Source organism: Clostridium thermopalmarium DSM 5974 (genome assembly GCF_002995795.1).
GTDB classification, from domain to species: domain Bacteria; phylum Bacillota; class Clostridia; order Clostridiales; family Clostridiaceae; genus Clostridium_H; species Clostridium_H thermopalmarium.
In genome coordinates, this window is record NZ_PVXN01000037.1 from 60,299 (window position 1) to 82,224 (window position 21,926).

Here is a 21,926-nt window from a genome sequence, read left to right on the forward strand (position 1 = left end):
ATAAGTATTGCTACTTTGATATCATATAAGTCCATACAAAGAACAAAGGAAACGCTAGGTTTCCTTATATACATAAAATTATAATACTTTAATATATGTAAATCAATTGATTAGCCTTCTTTTATTTCTAAAGTTCTTACTATTGAATCATATAGAGTTCCCATGTATTCCCTAAAGTTTTTATTTCTTGTAAAGAAAGAAAATCTGACAAAACCTTTTTGACGTTTAATGAAGTATTCATAGACTGTATAATCTATTTTTTTTGACTTCATATTGTATTTTATCATATATCCTTCTTTACCACTTACTTTTATATTTGTAATCTTATAATTTTTTATCTTATTCTCTGATTCAGATACCTTTTTACTCATATCTAAAAATCTCTTTAAGTCATCTTCATAATTCCATACCTGTACAAATCCACTTATTAGCAAATCTTCAGATTTGAAATTATTATGATATACTATTTGTCCTCCTGGAAAAGTTTCTGTGGAAGTTGTCCATTTTGAAGGAAGTTTATAAGATATGTTACCATCTAAAGCTTCAAAATTCCTTAACTCCTTTATATCATTCTGCATAAAACTTACAGGCTTTAACTGTTCTTTAATTATTTCTCCAATACCAAACAATAAGGTCATTAATGTTATAACCACAAGAAAGACTTCAAGCTTTTTCTTATTCACTATTCTCTTCATATAAGCCCCCCCATAAAAACATAATTTTATATCTGTCTCAATCAAAAAATGCCAAAACTAACTGCTTAAGTTTAAGCAGTTAGTTAAGAACTTACCTCTTAACTGGAACCACTATTGTTGAATTTTTAAAGTCATAGAACATTACCCAATATCCTTCTCTATCTTCTCTATCATTATTCTTATTTTTTGAAACCCATGTAACAAATCCCGTAGCTCCTCCAAAAGGCTGATCATATATTGATTTACTTCCGGGTATAGCATATACTAAATACTTCATATTTCCATCCTTATCGCATTTATATCCTACTAGATAATGTCCTTTTCTTCTAATATATGGATAGCAGCTGTTCATAGGATAATATAAGGTTGTATATTTATTAAAGTCTTTAGCTGGGTTAGCATTCATAAATTCCTTACAGCTAATCTTATACCATCTGCACTTTCCAACCTCCGGACATATATTTTTCAATTCTTCTAGACCACTAGCCATAGATTTGAAGAACTTTCCTATTTTCCCTACTGGATAATCCTCATTATCCTCCTTATTTTCTCCTTTGCGTTCTAAATCAGTATGCTCTTCTAACTTATCCTTAATCTTAACTTCTCCCTTTTCTGCTTGTTCATCCTGCCTTTGAGCTTCTGATTCTTTTAAACTAATTTCACCTTTAACTTCTCCCTCTTCAATTTCTCTACCTTCAGCTTCCACACTTTTAATTTCTCTATCCTCAGCTTCTACATTTACAATTTGTGCATCATAAATCTCCGGCTCCTGAGCTCTATCTTTCTCAGTTTTATCTTCTTGGATTGTATTCACTTCAACCTCATATTCTTTAGATCTTTCCTCTTTTTCTTCACTATTCTCTTTCTTATCTTGTTTTTCTTCTTCTCTAGGCTGTTCTACATAACTACTATCCTTCTCCTCATTCTCCTCAATTATTATGTTCTTAGCAGCTTCTATGTTCTTTTCATACTCATCAAATATATTTTTTTCTCTCTTTATATCAGCTTCCTCTTTTGGAGATTCTGATATTTTTACATCATTCTTATTATCCTTTATTTCCTTTTTCTCAGCTGATTCAGGTTTTTTATTTTCCATTCTTTCCTTGTTTTCAATTACAGCATAGCTCTTCCAATCATCTAGTTTAGTTCCACTTACAAATCCTGTTAATACTCCATGAATAGTAGATCCGTCCATAGTAACTATAGCTGCCCCTTTAATTGTGTCCATTGGTACGTTGCAGTTTGCTACATTGTTTGCATCATATTCATAAGATACATCTGCCCTTCCATAATTATCAATATTTATTTTTCCAAGCTTTATTAATCTCTTATCGTTTTTTCTATCACATATTAGCATCATATAATAGGAATCTTTAGTCCTTTTTAAATTTTGAACATAGTATGATACCCTGCATTTATCATTCTTTCTTTCAACCTTCGCATACCCCGTAGGAAATTTATTACTATCTGTTGAATAGCCTTTTTCATCTTCCTGTAATATAATAAAGTATCTACTATAACTTCTTTTAGCTGCCACCGGTTTACCCCCTATACAACTTAATCAATGATTTATTCATTTTTTCATTAATATAATATATGTGATATTTTCAAAAAATAGACAAAAAGTTTAAAAAAAGAAAAGCTTAGCAGTTTTATATGCTAAACTTCTCAAATATTATGCTTATATTATATTTTATTTATTCTATACCTTACAAAGACTTATTTGCTACTAATTTTAATCTTGTAAATACTATCAGCTAAATTGGCAAACTCCTGAAGACTTAGTGTTTCTCCTCTTCTCTTTGAATCTATTCCTGCATCTTCAAAAACCTTATCCATTTCTTCGGAACTTAACATTCCTAAACTTTTTACTGCATTTCTTAAAGTTTTTCTTCTCATATTAAAGGACTGTCTTACCACCTTAAAGAATAGATCTTTATCCTTTACTTCCACCCTAGGCTTATCTAGCTTATCCAATCTTATAACTATAGACTCTACCTTGGGCTGAGGTATAAAGGAAGTTGGCGGCACCTTTCTTAATATCTTTGTATCGCAATAGTATTGTACCAATACAGATAGTGAACCGTAATCCTTATTACCTGGCTCTGCATTTATTCTTTCTGCTACCTCTTTTTGAATCATTATAGTCAATGACTTAAAGTTATATCCTTTAGTAAGCAAATTTGCTATTATAGGAGTTGTAACATAATAAGGCAAGTTTGCTACTACCTTAACGCTTTTTTCTTCTCCTATTATCTCGTTAAAATCCACTTTTAAAGCATCTTTATGTATAAGTTCAAAATTATCAAAGTCCTTAAGTTCTTCCTTTAAAATAGGAATTAAATCCGAATCTAATTCAATAGCACATACCTTTTTAGCCTTAGCTAAAAGCTCTCTTGTTAATGTACCTACTCCAGGACCAATTTCTATAATAAAGTCATCATGAGATACCTCTGCACCTTTTACTATATCTTCTAAAACAGAGTCATCTATTAAAAAATTTTGACCTAAACTTTTAGTAAATTTAAAATTATACTTTTTTACAACATCTCTAGTTGTTAACTTCTCCATCGTTTATCTCCTTATTAACCTTCTCTAACGCTTTTATAAATTCTTCTTTACTTATTCCATAATTATTAAGCCTAGTTATAAATTGTGCAGAATTACAATAACCTATTCCTAATTCTTTTCCTAAAGCTTCTCGTCTTTTCTTTGCTTCTTTGCTTCCTGTAAGCTTAAAAAAGTATAAATCCTCTGATCCAAATTCATTTCTTTTCTCTTTAACTTCACATTTTGCATTTTGCAAAGCCTTTATTATGGTTTCCGGTGATGCATTTTCCACACCTATATCATCATCTTTAAATCCTTCTTCCTTAGTTATATAAGCATGTTTTATTCCTTTTACTCTTTTTGATATAATCCTTCTTATCCTTTCACCTGCAAAATCAGGATCTGTAAATACAATTACACCCTGCCTTTTTTGAGCTTCTTTTATTCTTTCTATTACTTTAGCATTAATTCCAAAGCCGCCTACTGCTATTATCTCTGCATCTACAGCTCTTTTTACAGCAGTTATATCGTCTCTACCTTCAACTACAATAACTTCCTTTATCATCATGTAATAAAAGCCTCCACTCACTATTATGTTTCATGTTTTTCTTTATGTATAATATCCTTGGCTTTTAATAATTTTTCCACATAGATACCTTCCTTAATATTTTTAACTATATGTATTATTATGTCAAGCAAAAGAACAAAGATGCACAAACATATAAAAAATAGAGCGCAAGCGCTCTATTTGATTACATATACATTTACGTATCTTGCTCCCCACCTATCCACTTGTGCATCGCTGTTAAAGTATAAGTCTATCTTATTACCTTTAATAGCGCTGCCAGTATCCTCGGCAATAGCATAGCCGTATCCTTCTATATATAACTTCGTACCAAGTGGAATAACTCGTGGATCTACAGCAACAGTACTGTAACCATCTGGAACTCTTTTTACTCTAGTTCCTGATGCAGTAAGTCCAAAGCCTTTATCCCCAGGATTCTTACCTGTATCTCTATAGCTAGCTGTATATGCAGTAGCTCTCATTCTATATTTTTTCTTATAATTCACACTGTCGCCACGTGAAAGTCTTAGCTCCTTCATGGTTCCAAGAGCTATTACCCTAGTCACAGGCTTTTTGACTACTTTCTCTTCTACAACTTCTCTTAATACTTCTTTTCCGTTTTTATATACAACTTTTATGTTTATTTCCTTTTCTCCAGCTGTACCTTCTTGTACAACTTTTCTGTGTCCTTCCTTTAATGAACTATCCTTTTTTATCTCAGTAGCAAATTCAATAGGCTCAACCTTTTTTTCTATTTTTGTGCTTATCCTTGTGATTGCTATCTTAAGATTATCTTTAATATGTTCTTCTTTGGATGGTGATACTATATCCTCTTTTCCTAAAACTATTCCCTCTTCTTCTAATAGTTCTCCCACATTATCTGCATTAGTTAGAATAGTTTTAGTTTTGCCATCCATCTCTAGTTTTACATTAACGGCCTTTTTTATCCTTATTGTATCTCCCGATTTTATCTTGCTATTTAGGTCTGGTTGTACTATATCCTTTGGACCTAGAACTATATTATTCTTTTTTAGAACATCTGCTACATTACTTCTATATGTCTTAATATTTATTTCTTGCCCATCGATTACTATGTTTATACTCTTTTCAGCACTAAATAATCCTATCATCCCACACATAAATATTAGCACGGCTATAAAAAGTATTTTAGGTCCATTTGAGAAGTAGGTTCTTATGTCGCTTTTTAATTTTTGTAACATACATAAACCTCCTTGACAAAAGTGACTCAACCATTATACCGTACATATGAAAATCCGTCAAATTAAGCACCTTTTGTCCTTATTTATAAGTTAATAAAAAATGCATTATCTGCATAGTTTTCATCTCATGGTTATTTAGAGTTGTTTCAATCAAATACATACTATTACTATGTATTTTCTAGTCTACTATATGGGGTTGTTTACAGTTTATCTCTCTTTATTCATTAGTTTTGAGACTATATTGAAACAACTTTTATAAGATATTGTGCAAAAAATCTGTAAATATATTTTACACTAGGATTTAATTTTTAGCAAGTTTTTAGCATTATTTATGGTTAAATTTTCCATAAACCCTGGAGAAACTTCCTTTATTTCTGCAATTTTTTCAATTATAAATTTTATGTAGTCTGACTGATTTCGCTTTCCTCTATGTGGTGTTGGAGCCATATACGGAGCATCTGTTTCAACCAAAATTCTGTCCATAGGAACTTCCTTTGCTACTTCTATTATCTTTTTAGCATTTTTGAAGGTTATAACCCCTGTAAATCCTATATAATATCCTAACTTTAAGCATTCACGGGCAAATTCAACGCTTCCTGAAAAGCAATGAACAACTCCTTTAACCTCTGGGAATTCCTTCATAATCTCTAAAGTGTCACCATGAGCTTCTCTATCATGAATTACCACTGGTAAGCCTAAATCCTTTGCAAGAGCCATCTGTTTTCTAAATACTTCTTTTTGAACATCCTTTGGAGGATTCTCCTCCCAATAATAATCAAGCCCTATTTCTCCTATAGCTTTTACCTTTGGATTTTTAGTCATTTCTCTTATTTCTTTAAGAGTCTCGTCTGTAAGTTCATAAGCATTCTCTGGATGAATACCCACAGCTGCATAGAAAAAATCATATTTTTCAGCTAACTTTACAGAATCCTTAGCCCCTTGAAAAGAAGCACCACAGTTCAAAACTGCTATTACCCCATTATTATGTATTTCCTCTATAACCTTTTCTCTATCTTCATCAAAGCTATCATCATCATAGTGTGCATGAGAATCAAATATCATACTCTATCCCTCCAAACCTCTATCTTAACCTACACTGCCTAAACTTTCTAAGCTCTCTAAACTCAGCAAAGCGCTTAAACTCCCTAAACTGCCTTTCTCAACTTCTTAAATTGTCTTTATCTATTCCATCTAAAAGTTACAGTAAATTGGCGAAATATTTCAACATCACGCATGGGATTTGCATTGTAGAAAGCGTTGAACAAACACTAGACGTGAAGCTTTCCTAAATACAAATCCCATGTGTAATATTCTATATTGCTGCCATGATTGCTGATAAAAGTCCCATTATAAATCCAAGCAATGCTCCAAGGGAAGTGATAGCATTTAATTCTCTGCTTGCGATTTCTAATATGATTTCCTCTGCAAAAGAAACTTCAAAAGAATTAATTTTATCTTCAACTATTTTTCTTATGTCTAAAGCTTCTATAAACTCTACTGCTTTACTTGTTACAAATCTATTAAACAATCCTTCCGAAGTCTTTAGTGCTATTTTTGATATTTGAGCTTCTTTTCCATTTGACAAGTCTGAGATCTTAATGTTTAAAATATTGTCTATAGTTGAATTTGTGTATTCTCTTATTTTTTCTTCTAACTCACTACTATCAATTATCTCATCTATTTTAATTCCTATAAACCTTGTTAAAACTTCTTCTGTATTTATATTGAACTCTGAAAACAGCTCTTGTAAAGTTTCCTTATCTCTAACCTTATCTTCTAAAGCAGATAGTATAGCACTAATAACTTTCTCGTCTATTACCTTATCTATTATAATATCTCCAATAGCCTCTATATTTCTTTCTTTACTTTCCTCTGAAATGTTAGATAAAATATCTCCCACCTTAGTTTTTAGTGCTTTATCAATTAAACTATTAATTAATAGAGCTATTTCTCTTTGATTTTCTTCTTTATCAAGATAATTATCTATAGCTGGAACTAATTTACTATAAATTGTATCTGTGTTTAGGAACATAGCAATCATAGGATTGATATTGATACTTATCATATCTGATAAAAATTTTTTTAGCTTAGTTTGGACTTCTTCTTCTTTTAATGTTTCCTTAATCTTCATAGCTATGTCATAGTTTTTACTATATACATATACTTTTATAGTGCTTATAATCCCAACAGGTATAACTTCCTCTAATGATTTATCTGTATCTTCTAAATTTGAAATCTTGTCTTTTATAAGTTCCTCTATATTTTTCTTAAATTCTTCTGAATTCTTATATTGTGCTGATTTTTTTATTATCTCATTTCTTATATTTTTATAATAATCACTTTCTAATATAATGTTTGGATCTTTAGAAAGTTCTTTTTTTATAACATCTAATACTAATTTTTCCAATTCGCATTTAACCTTATCTTTTCTTATAAATGATATAAAAAATGTAGACATTTTATCTTTTATGTTTTTTATAACTCCATGGAATTTTTCTCCTACTATAATCTTGATTTGTTCTCCTATAGATATAGTTTTTCTCGATATTTCAAGGGCTTTTCCTTCTATCCATGATTCAAACTTTTTGTCTATTCCATTGTTTTGTAGTGCTTCAAGCATAGTATCACTAGTTAAAAGATGATTACCTATTGCATCTGCTACGCTCTTTGCAATTCTTTTCTGCTCCTTTGGTATAAGTCCCGGTGTAAAAGGTACCTTTAAACCAAAAATCCTCTTTTCTTCATGAGGTCTAAATAACATTTTTATAGCCAACCAATTTGTTATATAACCTATTATAGCTCCTACTATAGCTGAAAATAACACTCTTGTATATGGCATACTTTATCCCTTCCCCTCCTAGTCTTATTACAAAATATTATAACTTGAATATATTACAATTTTAGATTAAATTCAACAAGTGTAATTTTACTATAACTAGTTAAGAATTTGAATATATTAACTAAACTTTCTATTATTATCATAATAAGTATACCCTTCTCTTAATAAGTTACTCTTCATTTATTGTAATTTATTTAATTAATTATTTTCATCACAATAATCAGTAAGTAAACTCCCTAAAATGTCAATACTAATATTAAAGTAAGTTATGATTGTGAAAGTTAGTTTAATAGTTAATTTAATATTAGGAGGTCCATAAAATGAAAAAACTATTTTGCCTTGGATTAGCATCGGTTATTCCCTTAACAAGCATTCCCTGTTTCAATCTGCATAGAACAATCTCAGCAATTGAAACAACAGCACTCATATCAAATTTATATTCTTCTGTTAAAATTGTTGAGGATAAACTTACAAGCAAAAATGAATTAGTAGAAGTTAACTTACAGATACCAGTACTTCAAGGCTTAAGTGATTTAAAACTTCAGAAAAAAATTAATTCTATGTTTAAAACAGATATATTAAGTTTTAAAAATGAGATAGAAGAAATGGCAAAAGAATATTCAGAGCAGGCAGAAGAGCACGGTATACCTACTATACCATATACTGCTGTTACTACCTATAAAGTAACTTGTATCAAAGGTGATTTATTAAGTCTTTATATAGATTATTATCAGTATACTGGCGGTGCTCATGGAATTACATTTAGAAAAGCATATAATATAGATTTAACTAATGGCAATAAGTTAACTTTAAAGGACTTATTCAAAGAAGGCACTTTATATAAGGATATAATTAATGATGAGATCAATAAACAGATAGAAAAGAATAAAGAAATGTACTTTCCTTCATCCTTTAAAGGCATCTCCAACGAACAAGATTTTTATATTGATGGAAAAAACTTAGTCATATTCTTTCAAGTCTATGAGCTTGCACCATACGCCTTTGGAATTCCCGAGTTTAAGATACCACTTGATAAATTTAAGATGTAAGAAATGTAAAACACTTTCTTAGTAGAAATGCTTAAGGAAGTGGAAAAATTTAGCCGCTTCGCTTAGTTTTTTAAACTGAGCAAGCGGCTTTACTTTGGCTTATTTTATATATTTAATCTCAGAGTGTTATCTTACAATGCTTCCAGTTGGCAGTTTACCCGGATCTACTACAAATAGCTTATCTTTTTCATCAGATGCTGCAAGAATCATTCCTTGTGATAATTCTCCTCTTAATTTTACAGGTTTTAAATTAGCAACAAGCACAACATACTTACCAACTAGTTCTTCTGGTTTATAATATTTTGCTATTCCTGAAACCACCTGTCTTTCTTCTCCACCTAAATCTACCTTCAGCTTAAGAAGCTTATTTGCTTTTTTAACAGGCTCACATTCTATTACCTTAACCACTCTTAAATCGATCTTCTCAAAGTCTTCTATTGTGATTTCAGGCTTTATAGGTTCCATCTTAGGTTCTTCAGAAGCTGCTGCTTTCTCTTTTTGCTGCTGTTGAAGTTTTGAAAGTTCTTCTAGCTTCTTTTCTACGTCTATTCTTGGGAAAATAACTTCTCCTGCTCCCACCTTTGTTCCTGCTTGAGTTCCATCAAAGGAAGCTATGCTATCCCAAGTTGCAAGACTTACATTTAGCTGTCTGTTTATCTTATCACTTGTTTCTGGTAAGAAAGCAGAAAGCATTACAGATATAATTCTAAGACTTTCAACTAAATTGTATAAAACAGTTCCCAGTCTTTCTTTCTTATCTTCATCCTTAGCAAGTACCCAAGGCATAGTTTCATCAATATATTTATTGCTTCTTCTTACAACTGCCCAAATCTCATCTAAAGCTTCTGGAATCTTTAAATTATCCATTTTCTCTTCAACCTTTGATGGAGCTTCAATAGCTACCTTAATTAAGTCATCATCAATTTTTTCTTTAGCAGTTGGTGCTTGAATCACTCCATCAAAATACTTATTGATCATTGCTATTGTTCTATTTAAAAGATTTCCAAGGTCATTTGCAAGGTCTGAATTTGTCTTCTTTATAAAGATTTCACTTGTGTATAGCCCATCTTGGCCAAATGGTATTTCATGTAAAAGATAATATCTTACTGCATCTGTTCCAAAATGTTTTACCAAAGTCACTGGATCTACTACATTTCCTTTAGATTTTGACATCTTACCTCCGTCAACTAGTAGCCATCCATGACCAAATACTTGTTTTGGAAGAGGCTCACCTAATGCCATAAGCATAATTGGCCAATAGATTGTATGGAATCTTAAAATGTCCTTACCTACAAGGTGAACATTTGCTGGCCAATACTTTTTATATAACTCATCATTTTCCTGGCCATAACCAAGAGCAGTTATATAGTTTGAAAGCGCATCTATCCATACATATATAACATGTTTGTCATCAAAAGTTACTGGTATTCCCCAGTTAAAAGAGGTTCTTGATATGCATAAATCTTGAAGTCCTGGTCTTAAAAAGTTATTAAGCATCTCATTCTTTCGTGATTCTGGTTGTATAAACTCTGGGTGAGTTTCAATATACTCTATAAGCTTATCAGCATATTTTGACATTCTAAAGAAATAAGCTTCTTCCTTAGTTTTCTCAACTGGCCTACCGCAGTCTGGGCACTTTCCATCTACAAGTTGAGTTTCTGTCCAGAAAGATTCACAAGGAGTACAGTACAAACCTTCATACTCTCCCTTATATATGTCTCCTTGATCATATAACTTCTTAAATATTTTTTGAACTACCTCTACATGATAATCATCTGTAGTTCTTATAAACTTATCATAGCTTATATTCATCATCTTCCATAAATCTTTTATTCCTGCCACAATTTCATCAACATACTCCTTTGGAGTAACACCTTTAGCTTCTGCAAGCCTTTGAATCTTTTGACCATGTTCATCTGTTCCTGTTAAGAAAAAAGTATCATATCCTGTAAGTCTTTTAAATCTAGCTATAGCATCTGCTGCAACTGTAGTATAGGTATTACCTATATGTAAGTTTGCTGATGGATAATAAATTGGAGTAGTTATATAATAAGTTCCTCTGCTCATTTTTCTTCCTCCTCTTATGATAAAAATTTTTCATCATATTTTTATTTCAACTATAGATACAAAAAACCTCTAAGCAGAATTATTCCACTTAGAGGCGTAATTTACGCGTTACCACTCTAATTCGTCTTTGATTTACATCAAAAACCTCAATAAGTGACTCCTTAACCTAAGTTAATTTCATCACTTTGCAGTATAACGGCTGCATCCGTACAACCCTAACTATTCAGATTATATGCTCCAAGACCATCTTCAAAGACTTCCATATCGCTAGCTTTCACCTTCCCTAGCTCTCTTTAGATACTTCCATCTTCTACTCTTCTCTTCAATGCATTTTGCAACTATAATTTTCTTATATAAAATATTATGATAAATTACTTAATATGTCAATATTATTATCTTCTCTCAAAATAATTATTCCTCTTTCTTGCTATATTCCAACCATCCCTATCGACAAAATTATTTTACTTCAGATATTGTTAAATGTTAACTTTACATTTTAGACAAAATTATTAATGCAAACTTGTCTAAAGGTGATATAATAGTTATGGTAATTGTGTTGTACAAGGTATTTAAGTTGAAGGTTTATAAAGTAGAGGGACAAATCCTATAACTTTTTTTAATAAACAGTAAGAGGATAGGAAAAAAGAAATCACACATTTTACACTAGGGTTATATAATATTACATACCCTCTTATTTTTTAACTTTATTGTACGGAATACTGTAAACACATTTACTACAAAAGAAACTATTTAAATTTTATTAAGGGGTGGGATAACTTTGAAAAGATCATTAAAAAAAAACACATTTAAAAGAATTTCTTTAATACTATTAGGATTTATATTGGTATTTTCAATGGGATTTATAGCTGGAAATAAATTTCTAAATGAGCCGGCTTCAGATCCTTCAAATAAATCTTTACAAGCAAATCCTAACACAAATAACAAGGATAACGCTAATAAGAACAACACACCTGCCACCAATACTGATAACACTAATAAAAATGAAGAAACTTCTAAAAATGATAATACTACAACTAATAATAGGACAAGCACTAATGATAAGGTTGAACCTAATAAAAACGACTCAAATGATAAAAAACCTAGTAATACTTCTGAAAGTAAAAAAGAGGTTTTCTTAACATTTGATGATGGTCCAACTGCTAATATAACACCTAGAATATTGGAAACTTTAGATAAATATAACGTTAAAGCTAGCTTCTTTGTTATAGGTCAAAATGCAGAGAAACATCCTGAATTAATTAAAGAAGAAAAAGCAAAGGGACATTTTATTGCTAACCATACCTATTCTCATGATTACAACTATATATACAGCAATACTGATAACTTTTTAAAAGATTTAGAGAAATGCAAACAAGTATTAAATTCTATATTAGGTGAATATGACGGTAAAATAATCCGTTTCCCTGGAGGTTCTTTTGGTTCAAAGAGAGCAGCTTATAGAGAAGCTGTAAAAAATGCTGGTTATACTTATGTAGATTGGAATGCTTTAAATGGAGATGCAGAACGTCTAAATGTTCCAGCTGATGAACTTATAAATAAATTAAAAGAGACTGTTGGGAATAAAAATCATGTAGTTATTTTAATGCATGATGCTGCTACTAAAAAAACTACTGCTGATTCTCTTCCTGAAGTAATAGAATACTTAAAAAGCCAAGGTTATGAATTTAAAACCTTAGACCAAGATACACAACTATAAATTTTTTCATAAAAATGGCCCCTTAATTCAAAATTAAAGGGCTTATTTTATTTAAACATAACTTTTGCTATACTTACAGCAGCTATTACTGCAGTTAAATCTGCCATAACAGCTGCCCATATTGTATGTCTGACTTTTTTTATGTTTATTGCCCCAAAATACACAGTAAGTGTATAAAATATGGTTTCAGTAGATCCTATTATTATAGATGCTATAAGCCCTATGTATGTATCTGCTCCATACTGTTTTAGTATGTCCATGAACACTCCTTGTGCTCCACTTCCCGATAAGGGTTTTATCATCACTAATGGTACAACCTCTGGAGGCAGTCCTATAAACTTTACTATGGGCTTTACAGCATTTATAAAGTATCCTAATGCTCCTGACTCTCTAAAGATTCCAACAGCTATTAACATAGCAAGCAGATATGGATATATGTTAAAACACAATTTAAGCCCATCCTTTGCTCCCTCAATAAAGCATTCATATACTTTTACCTTTTTAATCATTCCATATATGACTATACATCCTATTAGTATTGGTATTATGGAGATTATAAAATAATTCACTATGCTCTCCCCCCCAAAATTATATTATGTATTATCAATATTCCCATGATAATTAATAGAGCAAGTACTTCATTCTAAAAGAACCTCTCCAAAACCTTACAATATATAATTCCCATAATAGCTGCTATCCCTGTGGTTATCATAGCTGGTATTATTACAATTCCTGGATTGGTTGAACCGCATGCCGCTCTCATGGATATTATAGATGTGGGAATAAGTTGAATACATGTTGCATTAAGGACTAAAAAGAGTGCCATATCATTGGTTGCAGTGTCCTTTTTGGGATTTGACTTTTGAAGCTCTTCCATAGCCTTTATTCCAAAAGGAGTAGCCGCATTAGAAAGCCCAAGCATATTTGAAGTTAAATTTAACAATATGCTTCCCATGGCATCTTTGTTCTTCGGTGCATCTTTAAATAGTAATCTCAATATCGGCCTTAAAACTACAGCTATTTTGTCTGTAATACCGCTTTTTTGAGCTATTTTCATTATTCCACTCCATAAACTCATCATTCCTGCTAGTCCAATAACCAATTTTACTGATGCTTCTGTAGAGCTTATTACTGATTTTGATAGGACTTCTCCCTTTCCAGTGACTAATCCGAAAATTATTCCAAAACCTAAAAGAAAAAACCAAATTATATTTATCATCTTCATCACCTCTTTTTCAAATATACTTTACTAGTTTAAATATATGTGACTATATACTTATGTATAATAAAATATTAAAAACAGATTCCAACTTAATAAAAATAAAAGGGACTGTTGCTTGCAACAGCCCCTTTTATTATTCATCTTATTAAATTTTAAATTTGTTTTAATAAGTTAGACATTTCAATAGCTGTAACAGCAGCTTCATAGCCTTTATTACCAGCTTTAGTTCCAGCTCTTTCTATAGCTTGTTCTATAGTGTCAGTTGTTAATACTCCGAATATTACAGGAACTTCTGTATCAAGAGATACACTAGCGATTCCCTTAGAAACCTCATTACAAACATAGTCAAAATGGGCTGTAGCCCCTTTTATAACTGCTCCTAAGCATATAATCGCATCATATTTTCCGCATTTGGCCATTTTCTTTGCTGTTAATGGTATTTCAAAGGCCCCAGGCACCCAGAAAATCTCCACTTCATTTTCTTTAACTCCATGTCTCTTTAATCCATCTAATGCACCAGATAATAATCTGCTTCCTATAAATTCATTAAATCTTCCAACTACTATCCCAAATTTTAATCCTTCTGCAACTAAATTTCCTTCATAAACTTTCATGTTATTTAACCTCCATTACTTTTTTATTTTTTATATCTTTTAGCTTTAATATGTGTCCCATTTTTTCTTTCTTTGTTCTTAAATAGAATTGATTTTTAGGGTTGCACCCTGTCTCTATAGATACCCTGTCCACTATCTCTATTCCATAGCCTGATATTCCTGATATTTTCTTTGGATTATTTGTCATAAGCCTTATTCGCGTTACCCCTAAATCTTTAAGTATTTGTGCTCCTATACCATAATCCCTTAAGTCCTCTGGAAACCCTAAAGCCAAATTAGCTTCTACCGTATCCATCCCTCTATCTTGAAGGTGGTAAGCTTTAATTTTATTTATAAGTCCAATTCCACGTCCTTCTTGCCTCATATAAAGCAATACTCCTCTGCCTTCTTTATTTATAGCTTTTAGGGCTGCAGCTAATTGTTCTCCACAATCGCATCTTAAAGAACCAAGAACATCTCCTGTTAAACATTCGGAATGAACCCTAACTAGTAAAGGCTCTTCACCACCTATATCTCCTTTAACCAAGGCTATATGTTCTTTTCCAGTAAGCTTGTCTATATATCCTATAATTGTAAACTCCCCATACTTTGTAGGCATTTTTGCAGTACCTTGTCTTTCTATTAAGGACTCATTTTTTCTTCTATAGGCAATTAAATCGGCTATAGTTATTATTTTTAAATCATGGACTTTAACATATTCCATAAGATCAGGCACTCTAGCCATAGTACCATCTTCATTCATAATCTCACATATAACACCTGCAGGATATAGACCTGCTAATCTTGCTAAATCAACAGCAGCTTCAGTATGTCCTGCTCTTTTTAAAACTCCTCCCTCCTGTGCTCTTAGTGGAAATATATGACCAGGACTTTGAAAATCCTCAGGCCCAGACTTAGGGTTTACAGCTTTTAGTATTGTAGCTGCTCTTTCATATGCTGAAATTCCTGTGCTGCTTTCTACTGAGTCTATGGATACTGTAAAAGCTGTTTCTTTAGGGTCCGTACTATTGGCAACCATTTGGTCAAGTTTCAATTCTTTAAGTCTATCTTTTGTCATAGGCATACAGATAAGCCCTCTTCCAAACTTAGCCATAAAGTTAATAGCTTCTGGAGTTACCTTCTCTGCTGCCATTAAAAGGTCTCCTTCATTTTCTCTATCTTCATCATCTACAACTACAATCATTTTTCCTAATTTAATATCTTCAATAGCTTCTTCTATTGTGTTAAATTTATAATTATTCATTTTCTCACCCTCCATTTATAAAAATCCATTTTCTCTTAAAAAATCTTCATCAATACCTCTTTTGCATGAACTTATTTCTCTGCTAACTAAAAGTTTTTCAATATACTTTCCAATCATGTCACATTCCAAATTGACTTTATCTCCTACCTTTTTATGAGTTAAAGTAGTTTCTTCTTGAGTATGAGGAATAACAGATACTTTAAATTCATTATCATCAACATAAGCTACAGTAAGACTAACTCCATCGATTGCTATAGACCCTTTCAAAACCACATATCTTAAAATTTCTAAAGGTGCTCCTATACTTACCCATATAGCATTATCCTCTCTTTTCAGTTCATTAATAACTCCAACACCATCTATATGTCCGCTGACTATATGTCCACCAAGCCTGTCTCCTATTTTTAAAGCTCTTTCTAAATTAACCATACTACCCTTTTGAAGATTTCCTAAATTGCTTCTTCTCATGGTTTCAGCCATAACATCTACAGTAAAACTACTATCATCAAATTCAGTAACAGTAAGACACACTCCATTTGTACTTATACTGTCACCCAGTTTTACATCTTCTAAGACCTTTTTAGCATGAATTTTTATCCTCGCAGACTTTCTTCCAATAACTACCGTATCGACTTTCCCAATTTCCTCTACTATTCCTGTAAACACTATATCTTCACCTCCTAATACAGCCTTCTATCACTACATCCTCATTAAGCTGAAACACCTTTATGTCTTGAAGCTTTATAGCATCATCTATGTGTCTTATTCCTATACCTCCAACTGGACTTTTAGCTTTATCTCCTCCAATTATCTTAGGAGATATAAAAGAAATAACTTTATCCACAATACCTTCATTTAAAGCCGAATAATTTAACGTGCCTCCACCTTCTAATAAAATACTATCTATTCCCTTATCTCCTAATGCCTTCATAAGATATTTTAAATCTACTTTGTTATCCTTTATTGGAGTAACTATTATATCTGCCCCCATATCTTTTAAAACTTTTATCTTTTCTTTTTCAGCTAACTCTGTAAGGGCAATTATAGTTTTCGCATCAGAATCTTTATTTAAATTTAAAACTCTAGCCTCTAAAGGTATTCTTCCTTTAGTATCAACCACAATTCGAGTCGCATCTCTGCCTTTTTTATTTTTTAATCTGGTTGTTAATAAAGGATTATCTTTAAGAACAGTCCCTATTCCAACCATAATCCCAGACACTCTGTGTCTTATCTCATGAACATATTCTCTAGATAATTCATTGCTTATCCATTTTGAATCTCCTGTTACAGTTGCTATTTTGCCATCTAGAGTCATAGCGGTTTTCATAATACAAAATGGCTGCTTTGTTGTTATATATTTGATAAAAATTTCATTAAGCTTTTTTACAACCTCTTCAAGGATCCCTACTTCTACCTCAATGCCATTTTTTATAAGTATTTCAATTCCCCTACCAGAAACTAATTCATTAGGGTCTTTCATTCCAATTACTACTTTTTTTATCCCGCTTTTTACAATAGCATTTGCACAAGGAGGAGTTTTTCCATAGTGTGAGCAAGGTTCTAAAGTTACATACATTGTTGCCCCTGTAACATCTTCCTTAGCATTTTTTAGTGCATTAATTTCTGCATGGGGCCCTCCATATTCCGCATGATATCCTTCTCCTATAATTCTGTCATCTTTAACAATAACAGCGCCTACTAAAGGATTAGGATAAGTGTAACCAATGCCCTTTTTTGATAGTTCAATGGCCCTTTTCATATAATGACAATCCACCTAACCACCTCCGATTAAATAACCATATGGTTTAGCAAAGTAAAGTTGTACATTCCTAAAGGGATTTATTTGGAAGAAATTCGAGAATTGATAGATATGATTAAATATAAATGAATATACTGACTTCTATTTTTATCTTAATAAATAAAGCCCTGAAAATTAAAAATAATTTTCAGGGCTATTTAAAACACTATAAATAATACATATACAAAAACTATCAAGACAAATAACTGTCAATGATAATACATATAAAAATAGAATATCTATCCGATTCTTCCATCCAGACTTTACTGTCGGTCCTGGAGTCTCACCAGGTCTGCCACAGTGATTACTCACTACAGCTCGCGGACTATACCGCCGGTCGGGAATTTCACCCTGCCCTGAAGGATTAGATATACATTGTTAAATTGTTTACAATATAAAATTATCACTATTCTATCTCTCTGTCAACAATAAAATTTATATCTTGTTTTTATATTTTTTAAGTGATACCATAAGTATATCTAGTTATTCAATAGTTTGGAGGACAGAAATGGTAATACGTGATATTATGAAGTATATTGAAAGTGAGTACAGAATTATTAATTCTACTCCTTGTGAAATTTGTGGTAGTTCTTATATAGCCAAAGACTTAGAAATTCATATTATAGATAATATGCCTTATGATGTTTGCATATGTTTTTGTCCAGAATGCGGTCATGAAAAGGCTTTTTCATTCCGCGCTCCATTTATAAATGATGATTTATCTAAAACATTTAAGAAAACCATAAATTAATATTAATTAAAAAAGGACTTTCACTTATAATCTAAGTGAAAGTCTTTTTTCTCTCCAGCAACTTATTTTGCTTAATTATTAGCATATATATCTATAATTTTCAATATTACCTCTACAGCCTTTTCCATGGCAAAAGTCGGTATAAATTCATATTTTCCATGGAAATTATGTCCACCAGTAAATAGGTTTGGTGTTGGAAGTCCCATAAATGAAAGCCTAGCTCCATCTGTTCCTCCTCTTATAGGTGTAACTTTTGGAGTAACACCAACTTCCTCCATAGCTTTAAATGCAGTCTCTACTATATGTTTAACAGGTTCTACCTTTTCTTTCATGTTATAATATTGGTCCTTCATTTCTAGTATAACTGTGCCCTCACCATACTTTTTGTTTAACTCAGATACTACACTCGCCATAGTATTTTTTCTTTCTTTAAATTTAGTCATATCAAAATCTCTTATTATATATTGGAGTTTTGTTTCTTCAACCTCTCCATTAAATCCTATAAGATGATAAAACCCTTCATAACCTTCTGTAAGCTCTGGGACTTCTTGTTTTGGAAGCATTCCCACAAGTTCATTTGCAATAAGCATAGAATTTATCATCTTTCCTTTTGCATAGCCAGGGTGAACATTTCTTCCTTTAACTATTATTTTAGCTGAAGCAGCATTAAAGTTTTCATATTCTAGTTCTCCTAATGCTCCTCCATCCACAGTATAAGCAAAATCTGCATTGAACTTTTTAACATCAAAATAATCTGCTCCTCGACCAATCTCTTCATCTGGAGTAAATCCCAATTTTATAGTTCCATGCTTTATTTCAGGGTGATTTATTAAAAATTCAACAGCTGTAATTATTTCTGCAATTCCAGCTTTATCATCTGCACCCAATAGTGTAGTTCCATCTGTAGTAATCAAAGTCTTTCCTTTATACTCTTTTATTTCTGGAAAATCTATAGTCCTTAATACAACATTATTCTCTTTATTAAGTAGAATATCTCCACCATCATAGTTTTCTACAAATTGAGGATTTACATTTTCCCCGCTCATATCAGGTGATGTATCCATATGAGCAATAAATCCAATAGTAGGAATCTGTTTTTCTATATTTGATGGAAGTGTTGCCATTATATAACCCTTATCATCCACAGATGCATCACTTAAACCGATTTCTTTTAATTCTTTCACTAATTCCTTTGCAAAAACCATCTGCCCTTTAGTACTAGGAACAGTGTTTGATTCTTCATCAGACTTAGTATCAAACTTTACATATCTTAAAAATCTTTCTACTACGGTTTCCATAAATATCTCTCTCCTTTAATCCAATACTTCTAGTCAAAACCATATAAAATTAAGCCATGCTTTAGCAAGTTCTACTATAATTATAAATTTATACTGTCCTATTTACAACTGTCCATTATGACGTATAAAAACCACCTTTTATCTAGGCTATTAACCTAGTAAGCTTTCTTTTAAACCATTTTACTGCCTTAATACATTAATTGTTATCTTCTCTTCAACACTAATAGGATATATTTGAGCACCCATATTAGGATCATCTGATGAATACTTCACTTTTCCAGAGTATTTATTTTCCATTTCAGCTCTTTTTATTAACCCTGTCTCCTCATTAACACTTATGGTTCCCTTTTGTTCTCCCTTTATTTCTTCATAAGTTACCTTTATCTCATTAATGATTATAGGCTCTGCGTTTTCTTTACTTTTAATTTTTCCCTCTACTGTAATTTCTGAAGTTCCATCGGCGGTATCTTTTAATTTATACTCACTTTCAGCTTCAACCGGAAACCTATCCGATATTTCTATCTTTTGCTTCCATGTATCATCTATTTTTACTTCCTTCTCAGGATATAACGAACTTATTCTTTCTATTCTCTTATTTAACTCTTCATCTCCAAAGTTTTGTTTCATATCTTCTTTTATTTCTTTTATCTCATTTTCGTCTTTTATATTTAATTCATCTAAAATTGTCTTTACTAATTCATCTATACCTACTATTTGCTTTACCTTTCCATACTCACCTATCTTCACTTTAAAACTTTTCCCTATGAGTGTAGAGTATATCTTTGATAACTTATCAGTATCTTTAGCCATAGTTGGTGAATTGCTTGTAAATGTTTGTCCATTATCCATAGTATTTTTTATGTTTATAGAGTCAAAAGTAACCTTAATTTCAGCATTTTTATTATCATCAATATTAGTTACATGGCATAAATAAGATATTTTTACTTTTGCCTCCGTTTCTGTCTTTTCTCCTGCCACATTGTAAACTACTTTTTCAGTTCTATCTGTTTCTAATTTATATGAATCTCCTTTTTTTAGATGCAGCCGCAGACTTACAGTTTTTTGCATACAACCTGAAAATATGATGCTTAAACTTAGAAAAAAAATACACAACATTTTCATCCTTTTTTTCATAAAAATTACCTCCTTACATATAGGCTTATATATAGTGTTCCATGTATTTTAAATTTTAATAAACCTTATACTAAAATAATTAAATCAAATTCAAATATATATTTTTAAAAATCTATGCAATATTTTGGAAATTTTCTAATAAAATCTTCAAAAAATAAAAAAAGCATATTGTAAGAAAATCATACTTTCTTATAACATGCTTCAATAATCCTTATTTTTATAAAGTTATTCTTTTTATGAAAGGCAAAAGATATTTTGCTGTAAGTCCCACAAAAAATCCTGTTCCTATAGCTGCTACTAAAAGAATAGGCAAATAGGTAACTATCATAACATTTTCAATTACAAGCCCTGCTACTATAACCTGACCTATATTATGAAATACAGCTCCAACCATGCTTATACCTATAATGCTTATGTTATCCTTGCCTAACTTTTTCATAATATACATAGCTAAAAAACTTAAAATTCCACCTGCTATACTGTATAAAAAGTTAGACAATGTTCCTCCAAAAATAGTTGCTAGTATTATCCTTAAAACTATTATAAGAAATACTTCTTTAAATCTAAACATATATAATGCTATCAATGTAATAATATTAGTTAATCCAAGCTTTGCTCCTGGTGTTATAAATGGCACAGGAAGCATTCTTTCAAAAATATGCAAAACTAAACCTTGAGCCACTAGTAGCGCTATTGCTGTTAACTTTTGTGTTTTCCTCATCATACTACTCCTTATTGAGATATTATATCTATATTATTAGAATTGCCGCCCTGCCCTTTTATTTCTATAACTACCTTGTGAGGAAGGCATACTAATACATCTCCTGGATTTTCCTTAAATCCATCTTTAATACATACCTTATCTGGACAATCTGCATCTATAATTCTTACTCCTCCTTTATCTATTTCTATAATATTTTCTCCTAAATCCGTTTTTATGTTTATTATCTCCTTCGGCTTAGACTTGTCTAATGTAACCGTTTTATAAAGTTCTCCTTTTACTTTAATTTCAGCATACTTTTTATCATATTTTCTGCTGGAATTGAACTTTATGATGGCTCCAGAAGCTACTGCTAATAAGACAAAAACTATAATTATTATTTTATCAATTTTTTTCATAATTCATATCTCCTTTCAAAAGGGAGTTAAATAAAATATACATAC

At 31.2% G+C, this 21,926-nt stretch carries 21 protein-coding genes, 1 riboswitch and 1 other annotated feature; of the genes, 3 read left to right on the forward strand and 18 right to left on the reverse strand.

Going from position 1 to position 21,926, the window contains the following annotated elements:
* Positions 1 to 110: 110 nt before the first annotated feature.
* The 7 genes from CPAL_RS07810 to CPAL_RS07840 form a co-directional block, all read right to left on the reverse strand.
* Positions 111 to 695 (reverse strand): hypothetical protein, encoded by a 585-nt coding sequence (locus CPAL_RS07810; RefSeq protein ID WP_061857759.1) that lies wholly within the window; start codon positions 693 to 695, stop codon positions 111 to 113.
* 91 nt (positions 696 to 786) lie between these two features.
* Positions 787 to 2,232 carry a DUF7922 domain-containing protein gene (locus tag CPAL_RS07815; protein ID WP_106024377.1) on the reverse strand — a complete coding sequence of 482 codons (1,446 nt, stop codon included), beginning with the start codon at positions 2,230 to 2,232 and terminating at the stop codon, positions 787 to 789.
* Between the two features lie 182 nt (positions 2,233 to 2,414).
* Positions 2,415 to 3,266, reverse strand: coding sequence for a 16S rRNA (adenine(1518)-N(6)/adenine(1519)-N(6))-dimethyltransferase RsmA (rsmA, locus tag CPAL_RS07820; RefSeq protein WP_106024378.1), 852 nt, complete (start codon positions 3,264 to 3,266; stop codon positions 2,415 to 2,417).
* Complete coding sequence (gene rnmV / locus CPAL_RS07825; RefSeq protein WP_061857836.1) at positions 3,247 to 3,810, reverse strand: ribonuclease M5; 564 nt, start codon at positions 3,808 to 3,810, stop codon at positions 3,247 to 3,249. The genes rsmA and rnmV overlap by 20 nt, the downstream gene beginning before the upstream one ends.
* A 179-nt stretch (positions 3,811 to 3,989) precedes the next feature.
* A complete protein-coding gene (locus CPAL_RS07830; protein ID WP_061857762.1) occupies positions 3,990 to 5,030 on the reverse strand; it encodes a ubiquitin-like domain-containing protein in 1,041 nt (346 codons plus the stop codon).
* A gap of 294 nt (positions 5,031 to 5,324) precedes the next feature.
* Entirely contained in the window at positions 5,325 to 6,092 is a 768-nt protein-coding gene (locus CPAL_RS07835) for a TatD family hydrolase (RefSeq protein ID WP_106024379.1), read from the reverse strand.
* Between the two features lie 250 nt (positions 6,093 to 6,342).
* Positions 6,343 to 7,869 (reverse strand): DUF445 family protein, encoded by a 1,527-nt coding sequence (locus CPAL_RS07840; RefSeq protein WP_106024380.1) that lies wholly within the window; start codon positions 7,867 to 7,869, stop codon positions 6,343 to 6,345.
* 320 nt (positions 7,870 to 8,189) lie between these two features.
* On the opposite strand from CPAL_RS07840, the gene CPAL_RS07845 reads away from it, so the two are divergent.
* On the forward strand, positions 8,190 to 8,918 hold the full coding sequence (locus CPAL_RS07845) for a DUF3298 and DUF4163 domain-containing protein (RefSeq protein ID WP_061857765.1): 729 nt from the start codon (positions 8,190 to 8,192) through the stop codon (positions 8,916 to 8,918).
* 126 nt (positions 8,919 to 9,044) lie between these two features.
* On the opposite strand, the gene metG is transcribed toward CPAL_RS07845, so the two are convergent.
* Positions 9,045 to 10,985: a methionine--tRNA ligase gene (metG, locus tag CPAL_RS07850; protein ID WP_061857766.1), complete on the reverse strand. Its 1,941-nt coding sequence runs from the start codon at positions 10,983 to 10,985 to the stop codon at positions 9,045 to 9,047.
* Positions 10,986 to 11,072: 87 nt separating this feature from the next.
* Positions 11,073 to 11,320: a binding site (T-box leader), on the reverse strand.
* A 443-nt stretch (positions 11,321 to 11,763) separates the two neighbouring features.
* On the opposite strand from metG, the gene CPAL_RS07855 reads away from it, so the two are divergent.
* On the forward strand, positions 11,764 to 12,702 hold the full coding sequence (locus tag CPAL_RS07855; protein WP_106024381.1) for a polysaccharide deacetylase family protein: 939 nt from the start codon (positions 11,764 to 11,766) through the stop codon (positions 12,700 to 12,702).
* A gap of 47 nt (positions 12,703 to 12,749) precedes the next feature.
* On the opposite strand, the gene CPAL_RS07860 is transcribed toward CPAL_RS07855, so the two are convergent.
* The 6 genes from CPAL_RS07860 to ribD form a co-directional block, all read right to left on the reverse strand.
* Positions 12,750 to 13,271, reverse strand: coding sequence for a spore maturation protein (locus CPAL_RS07860; RefSeq protein WP_061857767.1), 522 nt, complete (start codon positions 13,269 to 13,271; stop codon positions 12,750 to 12,752).
* A 74-nt stretch (positions 13,272 to 13,345) separates the two neighbouring features.
* The gene (locus tag CPAL_RS07865; protein WP_061857768.1) at positions 13,346 to 13,921 is read right to left on the reverse strand and encodes a nucleoside recognition domain-containing protein; all 576 of its coding nucleotides are present in this window, start codon (positions 13,919 to 13,921) and stop codon (positions 13,346 to 13,348) included.
* A 155-nt stretch (positions 13,922 to 14,076) separates the two neighbouring features.
* On the reverse strand, positions 14,077 to 14,538 hold the full coding sequence (ribH, locus tag CPAL_RS07870; protein ID WP_061857769.1) for a 6,7-dimethyl-8-ribityllumazine synthase: 462 nt from the start codon (positions 14,536 to 14,538) through the stop codon (positions 14,077 to 14,079).
* Between the two features lies 1 nt (position 14,539).
* Entirely contained in the window at positions 14,540 to 15,781 is a 1,242-nt protein-coding gene (locus CPAL_RS07875) for a bifunctional 3,4-dihydroxy-2-butanone-4-phosphate synthase/GTP cyclohydrolase II (RefSeq protein WP_061857770.1), read from the reverse strand.
* A 15-nt stretch (positions 15,782 to 15,796) separates the two neighbouring features.
* Positions 15,797 to 16,447, reverse strand: coding sequence for a riboflavin synthase (locus CPAL_RS07880; protein WP_106024382.1), 651 nt, complete (start codon positions 16,445 to 16,447; stop codon positions 15,797 to 15,799).
* 7 nt (positions 16,448 to 16,454) lie between these two features.
* Positions 16,455 to 17,555 carry a bifunctional diaminohydroxyphosphoribosylaminopyrimidine deaminase/5-amino-6-(5-phosphoribosylamino)uracil reductase RibD gene (ribD, locus tag CPAL_RS07885; protein ID WP_106024383.1) on the reverse strand — a complete coding sequence of 367 codons (1,101 nt, stop codon included), beginning with the start codon at positions 17,553 to 17,555 and terminating at the stop codon, positions 16,455 to 16,457.
* Between the two features lie 264 nt (positions 17,556 to 17,819).
* Positions 17,820 to 17,945, reverse strand: a riboswitch (FMN riboswitch).
* Between the two features lie 142 nt (positions 17,946 to 18,087).
* On the opposite strand from ribD, the gene CPAL_RS07890 reads away from it, so the two are divergent.
* Positions 18,088 to 18,330, forward strand: a complete 243-nt coding sequence (locus CPAL_RS07890; protein WP_106024384.1) for a metal-binding protein — start codon at positions 18,088 to 18,090, stop codon at positions 18,328 to 18,330.
* A gap of 71 nt (positions 18,331 to 18,401) precedes the next feature.
* Here CPAL_RS07890 and pepT read toward each other — a convergent pair whose 3' ends face one another.
* The 4 genes from pepT to CPAL_RS07910 form a co-directional block, all read right to left on the reverse strand.
* Positions 18,402 to 19,628, reverse strand: coding sequence for a peptidase T (pepT, locus tag CPAL_RS07895; RefSeq protein ID WP_106024385.1), 1,227 nt, complete (start codon positions 19,626 to 19,628; stop codon positions 18,402 to 18,404).
* A gap of 180 nt (positions 19,629 to 19,808) precedes the next feature.
* Positions 19,809 to 20,762, reverse strand: a complete 954-nt coding sequence (locus tag CPAL_RS07900) for a DUF6263 family protein (protein WP_106024386.1) — start codon at positions 20,760 to 20,762, stop codon at positions 19,809 to 19,811.
* A gap of 217 nt (positions 20,763 to 20,979) precedes the next feature.
* The gene (locus CPAL_RS07905; RefSeq protein WP_061857776.1) at positions 20,980 to 21,483 is read right to left on the reverse strand and encodes a Gx transporter family protein; all 504 of its coding nucleotides are present in this window, start codon (positions 21,481 to 21,483) and stop codon (positions 20,980 to 20,982) included.
* A gap of 11 nt (positions 21,484 to 21,494) precedes the next feature.
* The gene (locus CPAL_RS07910; RefSeq protein WP_061857777.1) at positions 21,495 to 21,881 is read right to left on the reverse strand and encodes a NusG domain II-containing protein; all 387 of its coding nucleotides are present in this window, start codon (positions 21,879 to 21,881) and stop codon (positions 21,495 to 21,497) included.
* Between the last annotated feature and the right edge of the window lie 45 nt (positions 21,882 to 21,926).

Excerpts from the sequence above, each read along its gene's own strand:
- CPAL_RS07905 (WP_061857776.1), bottom strand. The coding sequence starts at position 21,483 with ATGAGGAAAACACAAAAGTTAACAGCAATAGCGCTACTAGTGGCTCAA.
- CPAL_RS07900 (WP_106024386.1), bottom strand. The coding sequence starts at position 20,762 with ATGAAAAAAAGGATGAAAATGTTGTGTATTTTTTTTCTAAGTTTAAGC.
- rnmV (WP_061857836.1), bottom strand. The coding sequence starts at position 3,810 with ATGATAAAGGAAGTTATTGTAGTTGAAGGTAGAGACGATATAACTGCT.
- CPAL_RS07865 (WP_061857768.1), bottom strand. The coding sequence starts at position 13,921 with ATGATAAATATAATTTGGTTTTTTCTTTTAGGTTTTGGAATAATTTTC.
- CPAL_RS07875 (WP_061857770.1), bottom strand. The coding sequence starts at position 15,781 with ATGAATAATTATAAATTTAACACAATAGAAGAAGCTATTGAAGATATT.
- CPAL_RS07845 (WP_061857765.1), top strand. The coding sequence starts at position 8,190 with ATGAAAAAACTATTTTGCCTTGGATTAGCATCGGTTATTCCCTTAACA.
- CPAL_RS07890 (WP_106024384.1), top strand. The coding sequence starts at position 18,088 with ATGGTAATACGTGATATTATGAAGTATATTGAAAGTGAGTACAGAATT.
- CPAL_RS07910 (WP_061857777.1), bottom strand. The coding sequence starts at position 21,881 with ATGAAAAAAATTGATAAAATAATAATTATAGTTTTTGTCTTATTAGCA.
- pepT (WP_106024385.1), bottom strand. The coding sequence starts at position 19,628 with ATGGAAACCGTAGTAGAAAGATTTTTAAGATATGTAAAGTTTGATACT.
- ribH (WP_061857769.1), bottom strand. The coding sequence starts at position 14,538 with ATGAAAGTTTATGAAGGAAATTTAGTTGCAGAAGGATTAAAATTTGGG.
- rsmA (WP_106024378.1), bottom strand. The coding sequence starts at position 3,266 with ATGGAGAAGTTAACAACTAGAGATGTTGTAAAAAAGTATAATTTTAAA.
- CPAL_RS07810 (WP_061857759.1), bottom strand. The coding sequence starts at position 695 with ATGAAGAGAATAGTGAATAAGAAAAAGCTTGAAGTCTTTCTTGTGGTT.
- CPAL_RS07830 (WP_061857762.1), bottom strand. The coding sequence starts at position 5,030 with ATGTTACAAAAATTAAAAAGCGACATAAGAACCTACTTCTCAAATGGA.
- CPAL_RS07840 (WP_106024380.1), bottom strand. The coding sequence starts at position 7,869 with ATGCCATATACAAGAGTGTTATTTTCAGCTATAGTAGGAGCTATAATA.
- CPAL_RS07835 (WP_106024379.1), bottom strand. The coding sequence starts at position 6,092 with ATGATATTTGATTCTCATGCACACTATGATGATGATAGCTTTGATGAA.
- metG (WP_061857766.1), bottom strand. The coding sequence starts at position 10,985 with ATGAGCAGAGGAACTTATTATATAACTACTCCAATTTATTATCCATCA.